We start from the raw sequence: 17,168 nt of genomic DNA on the forward strand, positions 1-17,168 counted from the left end.
AGACCCTTCCTACCCCAGGCGTCGCCCCGACACGACCGCGCTCAGCCCGGACCCGAGCCGCGGTCCGGGCCCGTGCCCGCCGTGGGTCAGGCCGCCGCCTCCACCACGTCGGCGACCACACAGCTCACGTTGTCCGGGCCCCCGGCGGCGTTCGCCGCGTCGATCAGCGCGTGCACGGCGCGGTCCGGGGCCGGGCCGGCGGTCAGCAGCCGGCGGATCTCGTCGTCCGGTACGACACCGGACAGTCCGTCGGAGCACAGCAGGTACCGGTCCCCGGGCAGGGCGTCGTGCAGCCGCAGGTCGGGCGCCGGCAGCGTGGCGCCGGTGAGGGCCTTGGCGAGGAGGGCGCGCTGCGGGTGGCTGGCGGCCTCCTCCGGGGTCAGCCGGCCCTCGTCGATCAGCGACTGGACCACGCTGTGGTCGTGGGTGATGCGGAAGAGGTCCCCGTTCCGCAGCAGATAGGCGCGGGAGTCGCCGATGTGCACCAGGGCCAGCCGGGAGCCCGTCCACAGCATGGCGGTGAGGGTGGTGCCGACCTCGTCACCGCCCGCCGCGAGATCATGGATCGCCTGGTGCGCGCCCTGCACGGCGTCCTCCAGCAGGTTCAGCACCCGGCCCGCCGCCAGGTCCTCGCCCTCCAGGAACTTCAGCGCCTCCACGGCGGCGCCGCTCGCGGGCCCGCCCGCCGGGCCGAAGCCGTCGGCCACGGCCAGCAGCCGGCGGCCCGCGTAGACGGTGTCCTGGTTGGCGGGGCGGACGTGACCGGTGTCCGTGTGGGCCCAGTAGCGCAGTTCGAGCATCGTGGTGTCCTTCCTCGACTCCGTTGACAGGTGGTCGACCAGGAACGCGGCGAGGTCCCGCCGTACGGCCGTCTCCGTCTCGACCCGCGCCCAGTAGGCCCGGATCTCGCGCGCGGCCTCGCCCGGCGGCAGGGCGCACACCGTGCGGATCCCGGCCAGCGGCATCCCCAGCCGCCGCAGCCAGGCGACGAGCCGGGCCCGCTCCAGCTGCGCGACCGCGTAGTAGCGGTAGCCGCTGCCGGGGTCGACCCGTGCGGGCCGCAGCAGGTCGAGCTCGTCGTACAGCCGCAGCGCCTTGGGCGACAGCCGGGACGCCCTGGCGAAGGCGCCGATCGTCAGCATCTCCATGTGCACCTCGAAGTCCTCCGGTTCCCGCCACCGATGCTGGGGCCTCACCGAAGGGGAAGGTCAACGCCCTGTCTGCGGTTGCGGGGCGGTTGTTAGCCTGCGAGCCGACCGCCCGACGTCCCGGAGGAGCCCACCGTGCCCCGCATCGCCCTCGCCACCTACGACCCCGGAGCGGAGCCGAGCAAGGACAGCGACCTCCCGGTGCTGGTACGGGCGCTGCGCGCGGCCGGGTCGGACGCCGTCGCCGTGCCCTGGGACGACCCGGCCACCGACTGGGCGGGCTTCGACCTGGTCGTCATCCGTTCGACCTGGGACTACAGCTGGCGCCCGGCGGAGTTCGTGGCCTGGGCCGAGCGGTGCGCGAAGGTGACGCGGCTGGCCAACCCGGTCGGCGTCGTGCGCTGGAACACCGACAAGCGCTACCTGGGCGACCTCGCGGCGGCGGACGTGCCCGTGGTCCCGACCCGGTACCTCGCGCCCGGCGACGCCGTGACCGTGGCCGGCCTCCCGGCCGGCCACGACTTCGTCGTCAAGCCCACCTTCGGCGCGGGCGCCCGGTTCGCCGCCCGGTACACGCCCGCCGAGCGGGAGACGGCCGTACGGCAGCTCGCGCGGATGCACGCGGAGGGGCTGACCGCGATGGTGCAGCCGTATCTGACGAACATCGACGTCAGCGGTGAGCGGGCGCTGCAGTTCTTCGGCGGCCGGCTGCTGCACGCCAGCCGCAAGCGGGCGGTGCTGGCGCCGGGCACGGCGTACGACGCGGACAAGGTGGCCCACCCCGACCTGGAGCAGTGGACGCCGACCCCGGCCGAACTCTCCGTCGCCGAGCGCGCGTTGGCCGCCGTACCGGAGGCGGCGGAGCTGCTGTACGCGCGCGTCGACCTGGTCGACGGGCAGGACGGGGAGCCCTGTGTGATGGAGCTGGAACTGGTCGAGCCGAACCTGTTCCTCTTTCTGCACCCGGGGTCGGTGGACGCGGTGGTGGCGGCGATCCGGCGGGCCGCTACTCGCTGACCGCCGTCCGCTGCAGCAGCCCCCAGGTGAACTCGGCGACCACCTTCCGTGGCACGCCCCGCGCGTCGGGCGCCGTGAAGGCCAGGCCCCACCGGGTGGGGGCGGTCCCCTCCAGGGGGCGGGCGGGGGCGAAGGCGCGGGCCGCCTCGTCGACCGTGCAGGACCAGGGGGCGAGGTCCTCGACGGTCCGCAGGGCGGGGGCCTCGGCTCCGGGGGCGCGGACCAGCCACTCGTTCCAGGCGGTGCCCTCGGGCGAGACCAGCACCTCGAAGCGGAGGTCCGGCCAGAGGGGGAGCGGCCACTGCCAGACCCGGCACTCCAGGTCGCCGATGGTTCGCCTGCCCTCGTACTGCGGGGGGCCGAGGACCGAGCGATAACGCGAGGCCGCCGGGCGGGACCGCGGCGAGCGGGCCATCGCCTGCCACCGCTTGTTGGCCTCCCGCATCTCCGCGACCGACACGCCCAGCTCCCGGCGGGCGTCCTCCACCAGGTCCGGATTGTGGTCGGCCATGCGGCGCAGCAGCACCAGCTGGAAGTCGAGATGCATGGGACCCATGGTGCCGCGTACCGGTCAGGCCCATTGCCCAGGCAACTCTCCATGACTAGCCTGTGTTCGTCATGCCGATCGTCTGTTGAAATCTCGAACGCAGGCGCTTAGACCCAAGGGAGGGGGCCGGACATGGGACGCCTCGTACCTGCCGTGACCCGGGCTCTCGACATTCTGGAGCTCTTCCTCGACGGGGACGGGACGCTCTCCGCCCCCGACATAGTGCGCAAACTGCAGCTGCCGCGCACCACCGTGCACGAACTGGTCACCACCCTCGCCGCCCGGCAGTACATCGTCCCCGTGACCGGCCAGCCCGGACGCTACCGGCTCGGCGTGCGCCCGTACCAGCTCGGCAGCCGCTACGCCGAGCAGCTCGACCTCGCGGCCGAGGGCCAGCAGGTCGCCCGGTCGGTCGCCGAGACCTGCGACGAGACCGTCCACGTGGCGATTCTCGAGGACACGGACGTCATCTACATCGCCAAGGTCGACTCCACGCACGCGGTGCGCATGGTGTCGGCGGCCGGCCGCCGCCTGCCCGCCCACTGCACCTCGGTCGGCAAGATGCTGCTGGCCTCGCTGCCCGAGCCGGAGCTGACCGCGCGGATCCCGGACGGCACCGAGCTGGCCGGGATGACCCCCAACAGCATCACCGATCCGGTCGCCCTGCGCGAGGTCCTCGCCGGGATCAGGCAGCGGGGGATCGCGGTGGAGAACCGCGAGTCCAACCCGGACGTGTCCTGCGTGGCCGCGCCGGTGCGCGACCGCACCGGGCAGGTGGTCGCCGCCCTGTCCATCTCCGTGCCCATGATCCGCTGGAGCGAGGAGCGCCGGGAGGAGCTGGAGCAGCTCGCGGCCAAGGGCGCGGCGGAGCTGTCGGAGCGGCTCGGTCACCGGGGCGTGGCATGACGGCGTACGAGGTCGCGGTACGGGCCGAGGCCGAGCTCGGCGAGGGGCCGACCTGGGACGCGGCCACCGGCCGCCTGGTCTGGATAGACATCCTCCAGTCCCGGGTGCACACCTACGACCCGTCGTCGGGTGTGCGCACGGTCCGTACGGCACCGCAGCACGTCGGCGCCGCCAAGCCCCGAGCGGACGGCGGTCTGGTCCTCAACCTCCGCGACGGCGTCGGCCTGCTGGACCCCGACGGAGCCTTCCGCTGGCTCCACCACGAGCCGGTGCCCGGCCGCCGCGCCAACGACGCGGCGATCGCGCCCGACGGCTCCCTCTGGGCCGGGACCATGCGCTACGACGAGGCGGCCGGGGGCGGCACGCTCGCCCGGGTGACCGGGGACGGCGCGGTGACCACCGTGCTGCCGGACGTGGCGGTGAGCAACGGTACGGGGTGGAGTCCGGACGGCCGCCTGATGTACTACATCGACTCGCCCACGCGGCGGGTGGACGTCTTCGACTTCGACGGGGAACGGGTGTTGAATCGGCGGCCGTTGGCGCAGGTCGAGGAGGGCGCGGGTTTCCCCGACGGGTTGACGGTGGATGCCGACGGGTGTGTGTGGGTGGCGCTGTGGGACGGCGGGGCGGTACGGAGGTACACCCCCGGCGGTGAACTGGACCGCGTGATCGCGGTGCCGGCGCCGCGTACGACCGCCTGTGCCTTCGGGGGTGCCGACCTGACCGACCTGTACATCACGACGGCCCGTACGGGGCTGGGGGCGCCGCATCCGGTGTCCGGGTCGGTGCTGGTGGTGCCCGGGGTGGGGAAGGGGCTGCCGCAACCGGCGTTCGCGGGCTGAACGGGGTTGCTCAGGCGGGTTCCAGGCCCGCCGCCTTCCGCTCCTCCGCGGTCAGCGGTGGTCCCGCCAGTGACGGCTTCAGCGGGCCCACCGCCGCTGCCAGGAGAACGCTCGGCGCCATCAACGCCTCCGCTCCCCGTTCCAGCGCCGTCACGTCCGTCACCCGGCGGGCGATGCGGCCGTTGCCGGTCGCGGTGTGCAGCAGGCGCCCCACGTACGCCGCCGTCAGGCGTTCCCGCAGGGTGGGCCCGGTCTCCGTGGCGCCGGGGTAGAAGACGTCCGCGCCGATGGCGAGGTCCCAGGCGGCGCGGACGGGCCGGCCGACCCCCTTCTGGACGTGCCGGGACAGCCCCGGGGAACCCCAGCCCTGACGGCCGATCACCTCACGCATGGCCAGCGCCCCTTGGGCCGCGACCGACATCCCGTGCCCGTACACCGGGTTCAGCGCGCACACCGCGTCGCCGAGGACCACGAGGTTCTCCGGCCAGGCGGGCATCCGCTCGTAGAAGTACCGCCGGTTCGCCGTGGCCCGGGTGAAGGCGACGTCGCCCAGCGGCTCCGCGCCCGCGATCAGTTCGCCGATCACCGGATGCCGCAGCTCCTCGCGGGCGTACCGGACGAAGTCCCCGGCCTCGGCGGACGGTTCCGCGCCCCGGCTGCCGAACAGGGTGACGATCCACTTGCCGTCCTCGACGGGCATCAGCACCCCGCCGCGCCCGGGACGGCCACCGCGCGGGTCCGCCTGCACATTGACCACCGGGAAGCCGTCCCGCGCGGCGTCCGGCGCGCGGTAGAGCCGACTGGCGTACGCGATACCGGAGTTGACCTCGCGCGGCTCGGGTGCGGGCAGCCCGAGGCCGGTCAGCCATCCAGGGGTGCGGGAGCCGCGTCCGGTGGCGTCGACGACCAGATCGGCCGCCAGGGTCCGCCCGGCCCCGTCGGGTTCGTCGTGCGCCCGGATCCGCACCCCGCTCACCGCCGCGGCCGTCCCGGCGAGCCCGAGCGCCTCGGTCCGCTCCATCAGCTCGATCCGCTCGTCGGCGAGCACCTCGGCCCGGACCACGGCGTCCAGCAGGTCCCGGCTGGACGGCAGCATGAACGTGGACTCGGCCCAGCGCCGGTACCAGCCGTACGGCGACAGCGCCACCATGTCCGTGGTCACAGCGAGCCGCCCCGCCCCGGTCGCCCGCATCCGGCCGATCAGGCCGGGCACCAGCCGCTCCAGCGCCCGCGCCCCGCCCGACCACAACTGGTGCACGTGCCGGGCCTGCGGCAGCCCCTTGCGCGGAGCGGGCCCGTCCGGCAGCGCGTCCCGCTCCACGACGACCACCCGGTCGGCGAAGCCGGCCAGCGCGCGGGCGGCGAGCAGGCCGGCCAGGGAGCCGCCGAGGACGACGGCGGTGGACTCGCGGTCACTCATGTACGGGCACGCTCTCTGCTGGGGCGGTCGCACGCGCGCGCACCGCCTCGATGTCGTCGGGGTGGCGGAGGGCTCGGGAGACGGCCCCGATCTCCTGGAGCAGGTTCGTCGTGTCGGGGGAGTCGGCCGTCTCCGGCGGCTCGGGCGTACGGCCGCGGGCCTCGACGGCGTCCAGCACGACCACCGCGGCGGCCAGCGCCCCGGCCCGCTCCGGCGGGTGGCCGAGGGCGAGCGCGGCCTCGTACGACCGCCTGCTCAGTTCCTGGTCGGTGCGCCGGGCCAGCGGCAGCAGCACGTCCCGGATGAACGTCTCGCGCCGGGTCAGCCGCAGCTCGGGCGTGGCGCGCAGCACGAACGGCACGCTCTCGCCGCTGACGCTCCGCATCAGCTGGTACAGCGGGCGCAGTTCGCGGTGGGCGAGCCGGACCCGCCAGCGGTCGTGCAGGTACTGGCCGGCGTGCGGCAGGATGAAGCCGATCGCGATCAGGATGGCGGACAGGGCGGCCACGGGCGGTGCCAGGTCGGTGCTCAGCCAGTCCAGGTCCCGCCCGGTCCAGCGGGTGGCGACGGCGACGAGCTTGGAGCTGTCGAAGACCAGGTTCAGCACATAGCCGGCGCCGAGCGACTTCAGTCCCCAGCGCAGCCAGGCGTCGAGGCCGTCGCTGCGCGCCCAGTTCCAGATCAGCCTGGACGTGATCACGCAGGCCACGGCGTGCGCGACGAGGTAGAGCAGGATCTCCTCGCGCATGAACGGGGTGTTGGCGTAGTACGTGTCGAGGTCCCGCAGCCGCTCCACGGGCGCGTCGGCGAGCGCGAAGAGCACCCACAGCGCGACGATCACCCCCGAGTAGGCGGCGACGACCCAGCCCATCGCGCGGCGCGTCGTCGCCGAGCGGTCGGACAGCCCGTTGCGCCAGGCGATGATCAGCAGCAGGCAGGAGCCGCAGAACGCGGTGATCAGCGAGTAGCACCAGGGCGCCGAGACGTTCGGTACGCCGGTCAGCCGGTTGACCCGGGCGATCGTCGACGGTGTGCAGAACACGAACACCGCGCAGGCGAGCAGCAGCAGTCCGCCGACCGCGCGCAGCAGGGGGTCCCGCCACAGCCGGATGATGGTGGGCAGCTTGATCACCAGGGCGGCGGTGAGCACCGCGGTGGGGATCCAGAAGGAGATGTAGAACTCGCCGAGGAGTGCGGAGGGGTCGAGCGCCAGTAAGGTCACCGGGCCGTTCCTCCGCGGCCTCGGTAGCCCAGGGTCCGCTGGACCGGGTCGAGCGGGGCGTCGGGGCCGTCACCGGAGACGTAGGGCCGGAAGACGGTGGCCAGCCGGTGCCCGAAGTCGTCGGCCTCGGCCTCGTCGGCCTCCCGGGAGCCGTTGCGCGCGGCGACCGTCAGGGCGAGGTCACGCCAGCCGGGTGCGTCGGCCAGGGCGCGGGCCGCCGCGGCGCCCACCTGGTGGTGGTGGCGGTGACCGGCGTGCAGGTGCCACAACTCGTGGCCGAGGATGACCAGTTGCTGTACCGCCTCGGCCCGCTCCTCCACGATGACCAGGTCGAAGTCCTGGAACTCCACCCACAGGCCGGTGACCTCGATCTCGTCGGGGAAGCGTTCGAAGCGCAGCTCGACGGGCCGCCCGTCGCGCCGGGCGCTCATCTCCTCGCACAGGGCCCGGCACAACTCCCGTACGCCGGAGGGGGCCTGGGGTCTCGCGCGGACCGCGCGGGCGAGGTCGGCGGCGAGGCCGCGCATCGCCGAACCGGGCCGAATGCGCCGGAGCGCGCCCGCGATGTCCATCGCTCCCCCTTCTCACCGCCGGACGACGGCTTGTCCGAGATTACGCGTCGGGATGTGTCCGCGTCATGCGCTCGGGCGACCGTGGTTCAGCCGTGAACGATCGAAAGTCCCCTGTGAAGTCCTGTCCTACCCATTGACGCGGAAGCGCTTCGATTTTACGGTCCCGTTCGAAGTTACGTGCATCATTCGGTATATCGAACAGTTAGGGCGGGGTATGGGACAACCTGGCCTGAACCGCAGGCAACTTCTCGCCGCCGCGGGCGGACTGGCGGTCGCGGGCAGCTTCGGCTTCGCGGCCCTCGGCACGGGCGCCGACGCCCTCGCCTCCGGCGCCCGCACCCGGGTGCGGTACTGGAACCTCTTCCAGGGCGGCGACGGCTCCAACCAGGTCGCGATGGTGGACGCCTTCCGCGCGTCGCACCCGGACATCGCCGTCAAGGACTCCACCCTGACCTGGGGCGGCCCCTACTACACCAAGCTCGCCATGGCCGCGGCCGGCAACCGCGCCCCCGACCTCGCCGTCATGCACCAGGGCCGCGTCCCGGGCTTCGCACCCGGCCGCCTCCTCGACCCCTGGGACGTCGACCTCCTCGCCAGGTACGGGGTCCGGGAGTCCGACTTCAACCCGGTGCTGTGGCAGCGCGGCATCGTCGACGGCGAGCTCTACGCGCTGCCCCTCGACATCCACGTCCAGCTCTGCTTCTACCGCAAGGACGTGTGCGAGAAGGCGGGTCTGCTCGACGCCGACGGCAGGCTCCCCGCCGCCACCTCCACCGACGAGTGGTTCGACATCCTCAAGTCGGCGAAGAGGCAGCTGAAGAACGGGCAGCAGACCCTCGGCCTGCACGCCAACGACCAGAACTTCTGCTGGTGGTTCTTCGTCGCCTTCTACCAGCAGCTCGGCGGCACCTATTTCAACGACGCCCAGACCGAGGTCACCTTCGACACCGGCAAGGCCACCGAGGTCCTGGAGTTCTTCCGCAAGCACGTCACCGACGGCTACGTCACCGTCGGCGCGACCGACGGCGAGGCCTTCCTCGCCGGATCGCCCTTCACCTGGGAGGGCAACTGGTCGGTGCCGTACTTCAACGGTGAGAAGGTCGACTTCGGCGCCCAGCCGCTGCCCCCGGTGTTCGGCAGGCCGGCCACCCACGCCGAGTCCCACTCCTTCATCCTGCCCCATCAGGCGGGTCGCCGCGGCGCCGCCGACGAAGGCGCCTACCAGCTCGCCGCCTACATGGTCACCCACGCCACCACCTGGGCGGCCGGCGGCCACGTCCCCGCCTACCTGCCCACCTTCAAGGACCCCGCCTACCTCGAACTCAGCCCGCAGAACGAGTACTCCCAGCCCGCCATGGAGCACCCGGCCACCGAACCCCACATCTGGTTCGCGGGCTCCACCGGCATCCTCGCCCAGCGCGTCGGCCCCATCGTCGCCTCCTCCAACCTCGGCTCCACGAGGCCGGACGCCGCCGCCCGCCGTATGAGGTCCGCGCTGGAGCAACTGCTCGCCATGAAGAACCCGATGGACGGCCGCACCGCCGCCCAGGAGCTGAAGGGAACCGGCGCATGAGCAGTACGACCACCACGGTCGCCCCCGCCCTGCCACGACCCCGCGCTGCCACCGCCGCCGACACGGCCCGGGCCCGCTGGAGCCGCCGCTTCCAGCACGGCGGCTGGTTCGTCGCCCCGTTCTTCCTGCTCTACGGGCTGTTCGTGATCCTGCCTGTCGTCCGCGGCCTCTACCTCAGCTTCACCGACGCCAACATCTCCGGCGACCACGCCAACTTCGTCGGCCTCGCCAACTACCGCGAGGCACTGGGGGACGACCTCGTCTGGTCCTCGCTCTGGCACAGCGTCAAGTTCACCCTGTGGGTCGTCCCGATGATCGTCGTGGTGGCCCTGCTGATGGCGCTGATCGCCCACCACACCGTGCACTTCAAGTGGCTGTGGCGGCTGACTTTCTTCGCTCCGTTCCTGCTGCCGTCGGCCGTCGTCGCCAACCTGTGGAAGTGGCTGTTCCAGCCCACCAACGGCATGGTCAACCACGTCCTCGGCCTGGACACCCCCTGGCTCACCCAGAAGTCCACGGCCATGCTCGCCGTCGTCATCGCCACCCTGTGGTGGACGGTCGGCTTCAGCTTCCTGCTCTACCTCGCCGCGCTGCAGAACATCCCGCAACACCTCTACGAGGCGGCCGAACTGGACGGTGCGAACGCCCTGCAGCGCATGCTCCACATCACCGTGCCCAACCTGCGCAACATCACCGGGCTCGTCTTCGCCCTGCAGATCCTTGCCTCCCTCCAGGTCTTCGACCAGGTCGTGGTCATGTACGACTTCAACTCGGGACCGGAGGAAGCAACCCGCACCTTCGTCCAGTACACCCTCGAACAGGGCTTCACCAGCTACCGCGTGGGCTACGCCTCCGCGATCTCCTTCGTCCTGTTCCTGATCATCGCCGTGGTCGCCCTGGGCCGGATGTGGCTGCTGCGCAACCGTGAGGAGGCCGCCCGATGACCAGGCGCTCCACACGATGGACCCCGGGCCAGATCGCCCTCACAGCCGTGGCGGCGGGCCTCTCGCTCGTCTGGCTCGCGCCGCTTGCCTGGGCTCTGTCCACGTCCCTGAAGTCACCGACCGAGTCGGTCGCCTCGCCCCACTGGATCCCCGACCACATCACGTTCGACGCCTGGCGGAAGGTCTTCCAGGCGGGCAACATCCCCAACTGGTTCGTGAACTCGGTGGTCGTCTCCGTCTGCGTGACCTTCGTCGTGCTCCTCGTCAGCGCCCTCGCCGGCTACGGCTTCGCACGCACCGAGTTCCGCGGCAAGCGGGCGCTGATGGCCCTGACCATGGCGGGCCTGATGTTCTCCCCTGCGATCCTCGGCGTCCCGCTGTTCACCACCGTGCAGTCGCTCGGCATGGTCGACACCTACTGGGGCATGATCCTGCCGCAGTGCGCCCCCGCCGCAATGGTCTACATCCTCTACAAGTTCTTCCAGTCCCTGCCGCGCGAGCTGGAGGAGGCCGCCTTCATCGACGGCGCGGGCCGCTGGCGGATCTTCTTCACCATCGTCCTGCCCCTGTCCAAACCGTCCCTGTCGGCGGTCGGCATCTTCACCTTCATCGCGTCCTGGAACAACTTCCTGTGGCCGTACATGGTGACCAACAACCCCGACCTGATGACCATGCCCAACGGCATCGCCACCGTGCAGAACGCCTTCGGCATCGTCTGGCCCCAGCTCATGGCCGGCGGCCTGATCGCGGGCCTGCCGCTGATCATCGTGTTCGTCTTCTTCCAGAGCCAGATCGTGCGGGGTGTGGCCCACACCGGTCTAGCGGGGCAGTAAGGAGCCCCCGTGCGCCGCAGACTCGCGACCCTGCTCACCGCGGCCGTCGTGGCCCTCCTTCCGAGCACGGCCCAGGCCGACGTCACCTACCCCGACCCCCAGCCCATCACCGGCCTGCAGATCATCCACGACCCCACGGTCATCCGGCTCAGGTCCGGAAGCTACGTGGCCTACTCGACGGGCGGAGTCATCGGGGCCCGCACCTCGAAGGACCGCGTCCACTGGGACGACGCCGGCAACGCCTTCCCCACCCCGCCCGGCTGGTGGTACGAGTACAACTCCACCGGCGACCCCTGGGCCCCCGACCTCTCCTACCGCGACGGCCGCTACTGGCTCTACTACGCCGTCTCCTCCTGGGGCACCAACCACTCCGCGATCGGCGTCGCCACCTCCCGGACCGGGATGCCCGGCACCTGGACCGACCGGGGCAAGGTCCTCACCTCCGAGACCACCGACGCCTGGAACGCCATCGACCCGGCCGTGATCCGCGCCGACGGCAGGCTGTGGATGGCGTTCGGCTCGTACTGGACCGGCATCCGCATGGTCGAACTGGACCGCCGGACCGGCAAGGCCGTCCCGGGAGCCACGGTCCACCACCTGGCGACCCGCCCGGACGCCCCGTACGCCGTCGAGGGCGCGTACGTCCTCAAGCACGGCCGCCACTACTACCTCTTCGCCTCCTACGACGCCTGCTGCGCCGGGGTGAACTCCACGTACAAGATCCGGGTGGGCCGTTCGACGTCGATCACGGGTCCTTACGTGGACAGCACCGGCACACCCCTGCTGGACGGCGGCGGCGACCTGCTCCTCGCCTCCCACGGCCGCTACGTCGGCCCCGGCGGCGAGTCGGTGTTCCGCGCCCGCGGCACGGACTGGCTGGCGTACCACTACTACGACGCCGACGACGACGGCACGCCCAAGCTGGGCCTGAACAGGCTGAGCTGGACGCGTGCCGGCTGGCCCACCCTCAAGTAGCACCGTTTTCCGAAAGGACCCCATGAGCAAGCGCACCGCCCGCTTCACCCTCGACCCCGCCTTCACCGTCGGCGAGGTCAACCCCCGTCTCTTCGGATCCTTCGTCGAACACCTCGGCCGCTGCGTCTACACGGGCGTCTTCGAGCCGGACCACCCCTCGGCCGACGAGGCGGGCCTGCGGACCGACGTCCTCGACCTGGTCCGCGAACTCGGCGTCACCGCCGTCCGCTACCCGGGGGGCAACTTCGTCTCCGGCTACAAGTGGGAGGACTCGGTGGGCCCGGTCGAGGACCGCCCCCGCCGGCTGGACCTGGCCTGGCACTCGACCGAGACCAACCACTTCGGGCTCTCCGAGTACATCGCGTTCCTCAGGAAGATCGGCCCGCAGGCCGAGCCCATGATGGCCGTCAACCTCGGCACCCGGGGCGTGGCCGAAGCCCTCGAACTGCAGGAGTACGCCAACCACCCCGCCGGGACCGCGCTCTCCGAGCGGCGGATCGCCCACGGCGACAAGGACCCCTTCGGCATCAGGCTCTGGTGCCTGGGCAACGAGATGGACGGCCCCTGGCAGACCGGCCACAAGACGGCCGAGGAGTACGGCCGCATCGCCGCCGAGACCGCCCGCGCCATGCGCCAGATCGACCCGCACGTCGAACTGGTCGCCTGCGGCTCCTCCAGCCAGTCCATGCCCACCTTCGCCGAGTGGGAGGCGACGGTCCTGAAGGAGACGTACGACCTGGTCGACTACGTCTCCCTGCACGCCTACTACGAGCCGCACGACGGCGACGTGGACTCCTTCCTCGCCTCCGCCGTCGACATGGAGTCCTTCATCGAGAACGTGGTCGCCACCTGCGACCACGTCGGCGCCCGCCTGAAGTCCAAGAAGAGGATCAACCTCTCCTTCGACGAGTGGAACGTCTGGTACCTCTCCCGCTGGGAGGAGTACGCCCGCACCATCGACCAGCGGGACTGGCCTCAGGCTCCCCGCCTGCTGGAGGACAACTACAGCGTGCTGGACGCGGTCGTCTTCGGCTCGCTCCTCATCGCCCTGCTCCGGCACGCCGACCGCGTCACCGTCGCCAACCTCGCCCAGCTGGTCAACGTCATCGCCCCGATCATGACCGAGCCGGGCGGCCCGGCCTGGCGGCAGACCACGTTCTTCCCGTTCGCGCAGGCCTCGAAGTACGGCCGCGGGCGGGTCCTGGACGTCCGGGTGGACTCACCGACCTACGCGACGCAGAAGTACGGCGAGACCGACCTGCTGCACGCCACCGCCGTCCGCGCCGACGACGGCACGGTCACCGTCTTCGCCGTCAACCGCGACCGCACCCGGGCCCTGCCCCTCGAAGTCGCCCTGAACGGCCTCGACCTGACCTCGGTCGTCGAGCACAGCGTGCTCGCGGACGCCGACCCCGACGCCCGCAACACGCTCGACGCTCCCGAGCGGGTCGCCCCGCACCCGGCCGAGGGCACCGCCCTGGAGGACGGCAGGCTCACCGCCGTACTGGAGCCGCTGTCCTGGAACGTGATCCGGCTCGCGTAGGCCGCGCGGGCCTCAGCGGCCGGGGGAGGCCACCGGTGTCACCGGTACTCCTCCGGCCGCGCCGCCCAGCAGCGCCAGCCGCACCTTCCCCGGGCCCGACTCCGAGGTGAACTCGGACAGGACGGCCAGGGCCAGGGTGTTGGTGCCCCGGGTGCGCAGGATGCCGTTCGGCAGGACGAAGGTGTGCTGCGGGCCCACGTTGTTGATGTACTGGCCCATGTTCCAGCCGTTGAGGAACAGCTGGATCCGGTAGGCCCGGTACGGGTCGTCCTCCAGGGTCAGACCCACCGAGGCGTCGATGCCGTCGGGGACCGCCAGCTTGAACGTGGTCCGGTACCAGGTCACGCCCTGCCGCCGCTCGGCCAGCGGGAAGTCCACCGGCTTCCAGTCCCGGTCGGCGAAGCCGGGCAGGTGCCAGCCCTCCCGCTCCCCGTACAGCCCGCCGTTGTTCTGCGGCCCGCGCACCGGATCGGGCGCCGCCTCGCCCTGCAACCGCCAGCTCACCTTCGGCGAACCGCCCTTGAAGGTGACCGCCGTCAGCCCGCGCGCCACCTTGTGGGTGTCCAGCGCCTTGCCGTCCTGGTCGTGCTGCATCCGCCGCACGAGGACGGACAGCACATGCCGGCCCGGCCCGCGCCGCGGCTCCCGTACCGGGAAGACCGCCGTGTCCGCCCAACTGCCCTGCCGGACGGTCTGCTTGTCCGGCACCGGCATGCGGTGCGTGCCCAGCGGCTCGCCGTCCAGCCACGCCATCAGCAGGCCCTGCGTGCCGGTGCTGTAGGCGAGCGAGACCTCCTCGACGCCGGTGGAGTCCGTGAACGTACCCCGGTACCAGACGTCGCCGTAGTGGAAGCCGTAGTCGTCGGCGAAGAGGACCGGCTGCCCCTCCGGTACCGGCGTGGTGCTGAACGACGAGGTCCTGTCGGCGGCCTTCCACCGGGAGTCGTCGAACATGGGCCCCGCCTCGGGGTTCTCCGTCCGCGTCCGCCAGCCGCCCAGCTCCGGCAGCCGCACCCCGGGCACCCCCGGCAGCAGCCCCTGGGCGACCAGGCTCCCGGACAGCGCCAGCCGCGTGGTCACCGGCCGCCCGTTCCACACCACGCTCTCGATCCCGCGCGGGCCCCACACCTCCAGGCCGGTCTCCTGGACGGTGTCGCCGGTGAGGCGGACCTCGGAGCCGCGCAGCTCGGCGTGGCGCAGCAGCGCCGGGCCGTAGACCAGCAGGGTGCCGGACGGGGTGTCGTACGGGAACAGGCGCACCGAGGTCGCCTCGTCGGCGAAGAGCAGCAGCAGCGGCGTGTCGCTCTCCCCGCGCTCCACCAGCACCCGGGTCAGCCCGCCGAGGCCGAGGGGCACCGTCACATGCAGTTCGCCCCGGTCGTACGACCAGCCCGCCTCCGCGTCCAGCCGGGTCACGTACGGCTCACTCGGGCACTCCAGGACCAGGTGGGCCATCTCGCCGTGCCGGCCCGTGAAGACGGCGATGTCCTGCCGCCCGGCGGTCAGGCACATCATGGGCTGGGCGGTGGAGTACTTCAGCGTCCGGTGCCCGAGGGAGAGCCCCGTCGTCAGCAGCCGGGCGTCCCTGGCGGGCACGGTGACCTTCACCTCGCCCGCGTCGGTCGGCAGGGCGGAGGTGACCTCTTCGGCTCCGTCGTTGCGGGCCACGTACACATGGGCGCCGGTGTCCGGGTTCGTGAGGTGGTACACCTTCAGCCCGGCCGCCTTCACGTCCGCCGCCCGGTCCAGCTTGGCGAAGTCCGGTACGCGCTGCAGCAGATGCCCGAGCTGGTGCATCGGCACGATCTTGTCGGTGACGTTCCGGCCCTCGTCGAGGGCGGCCCCGTAGTCGTACGACGTGTACACCACCGGCGCGGGCAGCCAGCCCCACGAGGTGCCGCCGAAGGTCATGTAGACGTTGTGCAGCGTGATGCCGTTGGCCAGGTTGGTGAGGTAGAAGCGCCGCTCGTACGCCGCGTCCCGGGTGCGCCGCGACTCGGCGTACCCCTTGCCGTCGAACCAGGCCCCGCCCCACGGATCGAACCACCCGCCCCCGAACTCGGGCACGAACCCGGGCGTACGCGGGCTGGCGGTGGCCCCGCCCTTGAGCCCACCGACTCCGAAGTGCCCCCAGTCCGGCGGCACCTGGGACGGCGACGGATACCCGTCGAAGCCGTACAGCCACTCCCCCTTCTCGCCACCGGTGTCGAAGGAGCCGGGGATCCAGTACCCGTTGCGCCCCTTGTCGTTGTGGAAGAGGGGTACGTCGATGCCGTCCGCCCGCACCTTCCGGTACAGGTGGGACATGTAGGTGCGGCCGGCCGCCTCGTCGACGTGGGAGTCGTACTCGTTCTCGATCTGGTAGAGCAGGACCGTGCCGGTGCCCCGGGTGAACAGGTGCCGGCGGGCGATCCGGTTCACGGCGGTCAGCCACTCGTCGACGTGCCCGAGATAGGTCGGGTCGTCGGTCCGTGCCGTGCCCTTCGTCGCCGTCAGCCAGCCGGGGAAGCCGCCGCCGTCGATCTCGGCGTTGATGTACGGCCCCGGGCGCAGGATCACGTACAGCCCGGTCTCGGTGGCCATGCGCAGGAACAGGTCCAGGTCGCGGACGCCCGTGAAGTCGTAGGTCCCCGGAGCAGGCGAATGGTAGTTCCACGCCACATAGACACTGACCGCGTTGTAGCCGTGCGCCCGCATCTTCTGCAGCACGTCCCGCCACAGCGACGGGCTGGGCAGCCGGAAGGGGTGCATCTCGCCCGACCACAGCACCAGCCGCCGGCCGTCGACGACGAGCGAGTAGTGGTCGTGCCCGACCGTGTGACGCTCCCCGTCCGCGCTCGGCGGCGCGGGCGGCGGGCCGGTCGGCACGCTGCGCGCCGCGTACGCCGAGGGCGCCCCGGGGCCGCCGCTGCCGCCCAGGGCGAGCCCGAGCGCGGCGGAGCCGGCGAGGGCACTGAAGGTACGTCTGCTGAGCGCCAAGGGACCCTCCCGGGCGATCTTACGGGGCGCGGTTCCGGCCATTCTCCATGGAGCCACGCCCCACAATGGACGCATGAGGATCTCGGCACGGGCGGATTACGCGGTACGGGCGGCACTGGAGCTCGCCGTACGGCAGGGTGGCGGCCCGGTGAAGGCGGAGGAAATCGCCGCCGTACAGGATATTCCGCACAAGTTCCTGGAGGGGATCCTGGGGGATCTGCGGCGCGCCGGGATCGTCGACAGCAGGCGTGGCGGAGGCGGTGGCTACCGGCTGGCGCGGGAGGCGTCGGACATCACCGTGGCGGACGTGATCCGGGCGGTGGACGGTCCGATCGTGTCGGTCCGGGGCGAGCGGCCCACCGGACTGGCCTACACGGGCACCGCGCAGCCCCTCCTGCCCCTCTGGATCGCCCTGCGCGCCAACGTCCGCCGCATCCTGGAGGGCGTCACGGTCGCCGACCTCGCGGCGGGCGCCCTGCCGGACGCGGTGCGGGAGCTGGCGGCCGAGCCGGCGGCGTGGGAGAACCCCTGAGGGTCGGCCGGGGGGCTGTGAAATCCGCGGTTGTGAATGGCCTGAGTTCGCCCTGACCGGCTCGCCTGCGGCTTCCTACGATGCGAACGCCTCCGGCCTTCACAGGTTTCACACA

15 protein-coding genes are annotated in these 17,168 nt (G+C 71.9%); 9 read left to right on the forward strand and 6 right to left on the reverse strand.

The window, feature by feature from the left end:
• Window positions 1-86: 86 nt before the first annotated feature.
• The gene (locus ACZ7L0_RS30730; protein ID WP_471245923.1) at window positions 87-1,148 is read right to left on the reverse strand and encodes a MerR family transcriptional regulator; all 1,062 of its coding nucleotides are present in this window, start codon (window positions 1,146-1,148) and stop codon (window positions 87-89) included.
• Window positions 1,149-1,283: 135 nt separating this feature from the next.
• Here ACZ7L0_RS30730 and ACZ7L0_RS30735 point away from each other — a divergent pair, with 135 nt between their 5' ends.
• Window positions 1,284-2,165: an ATP-grasp domain-containing protein gene (locus tag ACZ7L0_RS30735; protein WP_471245778.1), complete on the forward strand. Its 882-nt coding sequence runs from the start codon at window positions 1,284-1,286 to the stop codon at window positions 2,163-2,165.
• Here ACZ7L0_RS30735 and ACZ7L0_RS30740 read toward each other — a convergent pair.
• Window positions 2,155-2,712: a hypothetical protein gene (locus tag ACZ7L0_RS30740; protein ID WP_471245779.1), complete on the reverse strand. Its 558-nt coding sequence runs from the start codon at window positions 2,710-2,712 to the stop codon at window positions 2,155-2,157. The genes ACZ7L0_RS30735 and ACZ7L0_RS30740 overlap by 11 nt on opposite strands.
• A 132-nt stretch (window positions 2,713-2,844) precedes the next feature.
• Here ACZ7L0_RS30740 and ACZ7L0_RS30745 point away from each other — a divergent pair, with 132 nt between their 5' ends.
• Complete coding sequence (locus ACZ7L0_RS30745) at window positions 2,845-3,618, forward strand: IclR family transcriptional regulator (RefSeq protein ID WP_471245780.1); 774 nt, start codon at window positions 2,845-2,847, stop codon at window positions 3,616-3,618.
• On the forward strand, window positions 3,615-4,460 hold the full coding sequence (locus ACZ7L0_RS30750) for an SMP-30/gluconolactonase/LRE family protein (protein ID WP_471245781.1): 846 nt from the start codon (window positions 3,615-3,617) through the stop codon (window positions 4,458-4,460). Before ACZ7L0_RS30745 ends, ACZ7L0_RS30750 begins: the two co-directional genes overlap by 4 nt.
• Before the next feature lie 10 nt (window positions 4,461-4,470).
• Here the strand turns inward: ACZ7L0_RS30750 and ACZ7L0_RS30755 are convergent, their stop codons facing one another.
• From ACZ7L0_RS30755 to ACZ7L0_RS30765, 3 genes are read right to left on the reverse strand one after another with little or no spacing between them, the layout of a single operon-like run.
• The gene (locus ACZ7L0_RS30755; protein ID WP_471245782.1) at window positions 4,471-5,880 is read right to left on the reverse strand and encodes a pyridine nucleotide-disulfide oxidoreductase; all 1,410 of its coding nucleotides are present in this window, start codon (window positions 5,878-5,880) and stop codon (window positions 4,471-4,473) included.
• Window positions 5,873-7,102, reverse strand: coding sequence for an MAB_1171c family putative transporter (locus tag ACZ7L0_RS30760; RefSeq protein ID WP_471245783.1), 1,230 nt, complete (start codon window positions 7,100-7,102; stop codon window positions 5,873-5,875). The genes ACZ7L0_RS30755 and ACZ7L0_RS30760 overlap by 8 nt, the downstream gene beginning before the upstream one ends.
• Complete coding sequence (locus tag ACZ7L0_RS30765; protein WP_471245784.1) at window positions 7,099-7,674, reverse strand: toxin-antitoxin system, toxin component family protein; 576 nt, start codon at window positions 7,672-7,674, stop codon at window positions 7,099-7,101. Before ACZ7L0_RS30765 ends, ACZ7L0_RS30760 begins: the two co-directional genes overlap by 4 nt.
• Before the next feature lie 214 nt (window positions 7,675-7,888).
• Here ACZ7L0_RS30765 and ACZ7L0_RS30770 point away from each other — a divergent pair, with 214 nt between their 5' ends.
• From ACZ7L0_RS30770 to arfA, 5 genes are read left to right on the forward strand one after another with little or no spacing between them, the layout of a single operon-like run.
• Window positions 7,889-9,247, forward strand: a complete 1,359-nt coding sequence (locus ACZ7L0_RS30770) for an extracellular solute-binding protein (RefSeq protein ID WP_471245785.1) — start codon at window positions 7,889-7,891, stop codon at window positions 9,245-9,247.
• Window positions 9,244-10,191: a carbohydrate ABC transporter permease gene (locus ACZ7L0_RS30775; RefSeq protein ID WP_471245786.1), complete on the forward strand. Its 948-nt coding sequence runs from the start codon at window positions 9,244-9,246 to the stop codon at window positions 10,189-10,191. The genes ACZ7L0_RS30770 and ACZ7L0_RS30775 overlap by 4 nt, the downstream gene beginning before the upstream one ends.
• Window positions 10,188-11,024, forward strand: coding sequence for a carbohydrate ABC transporter permease (locus ACZ7L0_RS30780; RefSeq protein WP_471245787.1), 837 nt, complete (start codon window positions 10,188-10,190; stop codon window positions 11,022-11,024). Before ACZ7L0_RS30775 ends, ACZ7L0_RS30780 begins: the two co-directional genes overlap by 4 nt.
• 9 nt (window positions 11,025-11,033) lie before the next feature.
• Complete coding sequence (locus ACZ7L0_RS30785) at window positions 11,034-11,999, forward strand: arabinan endo-1,5-alpha-L-arabinosidase (protein ID WP_471245788.1); 966 nt, start codon at window positions 11,034-11,036, stop codon at window positions 11,997-11,999.
• Window positions 12,000-12,021: 22 nt separating this feature from the next.
• The gene (gene arfA / locus ACZ7L0_RS30790; protein ID WP_471245789.1) at window positions 12,022-13,542 is read left to right on the forward strand and encodes an arabinosylfuranosidase ArfA; all 1,521 of its coding nucleotides are present in this window, start codon (window positions 12,022-12,024) and stop codon (window positions 13,540-13,542) included.
• Window positions 13,543-13,554: 12 nt separating this feature from the next.
• Here arfA and ACZ7L0_RS30795 read toward each other — a convergent pair whose 3' ends face one another.
• Entirely contained in the window at window positions 13,555-16,521 is a 2,967-nt protein-coding gene (locus tag ACZ7L0_RS30795; RefSeq protein WP_471245790.1) for a beta-galactosidase, read from the reverse strand.
• 73 nt (window positions 16,522-16,594) lie between these two features.
• Between ACZ7L0_RS30795 and ACZ7L0_RS30800 the strand changes: the two genes are divergently transcribed.
• Window positions 16,595-17,053: an RrF2 family transcriptional regulator gene (locus tag ACZ7L0_RS30800; protein ID WP_471245791.1), complete on the forward strand. Its 459-nt coding sequence runs from the start codon at window positions 16,595-16,597 to the stop codon at window positions 17,051-17,053.
• Window positions 17,054-17,168: the final 115 nt, after the last annotated feature.

The sequence above is a fragment of the Streptomyces sp. NPDC039424 genome (assembly GCF_055639495.1).

Coding starts and splice junctions, on each gene's coding strand:
- ACZ7L0_RS30730 (WP_471245923.1), bottom strand. CDS start 1,148: ATGGAGATGCTGACGATCGGCGCCTTCGCCAGGGCGTCCCGGCTGTCG.
- ACZ7L0_RS30740 (WP_471245779.1), bottom strand. CDS start 2,712: ATGCATCTCGACTTCCAGCTGGTGCTGCTGCGCCGCATGGCCGACCAC.
- ACZ7L0_RS30745 (WP_471245780.1), top strand. CDS start 2,845: ATGGGACGCCTCGTACCTGCCGTGACCCGGGCTCTCGACATTCTGGAG.
- ACZ7L0_RS30750 (WP_471245781.1), top strand. CDS start 3,615: ATGACGGCGTACGAGGTCGCGGTACGGGCCGAGGCCGAGCTCGGCGAG.
- ACZ7L0_RS30755 (WP_471245782.1), bottom strand. CDS start 5,880: ATGAGTGACCGCGAGTCCACCGCCGTCGTCCTCGGCGGCTCCCTGGCC.
- ACZ7L0_RS30765 (WP_471245784.1), bottom strand. CDS start 7,674: ATGGACATCGCGGGCGCGCTCCGGCGCATTCGGCCCGGTTCGGCGATG.
- ACZ7L0_RS30770 (WP_471245785.1), top strand. CDS start 7,889: ATGGGACAACCTGGCCTGAACCGCAGGCAACTTCTCGCCGCCGCGGGC.
- ACZ7L0_RS30775 (WP_471245786.1), top strand. CDS start 9,244: ATGAGCAGTACGACCACCACGGTCGCCCCCGCCCTGCCACGACCCCGC.
- ACZ7L0_RS30780 (WP_471245787.1), top strand. CDS start 10,188: ATGACCAGGCGCTCCACACGATGGACCCCGGGCCAGATCGCCCTCACA.
- arfA (WP_471245789.1), top strand. CDS start 12,022: ATGAGCAAGCGCACCGCCCGCTTCACCCTCGACCCCGCCTTCACCGTC.
- ACZ7L0_RS30800 (WP_471245791.1), top strand. CDS start 16,595: ATGAGGATCTCGGCACGGGCGGATTACGCGGTACGGGCGGCACTGGAG.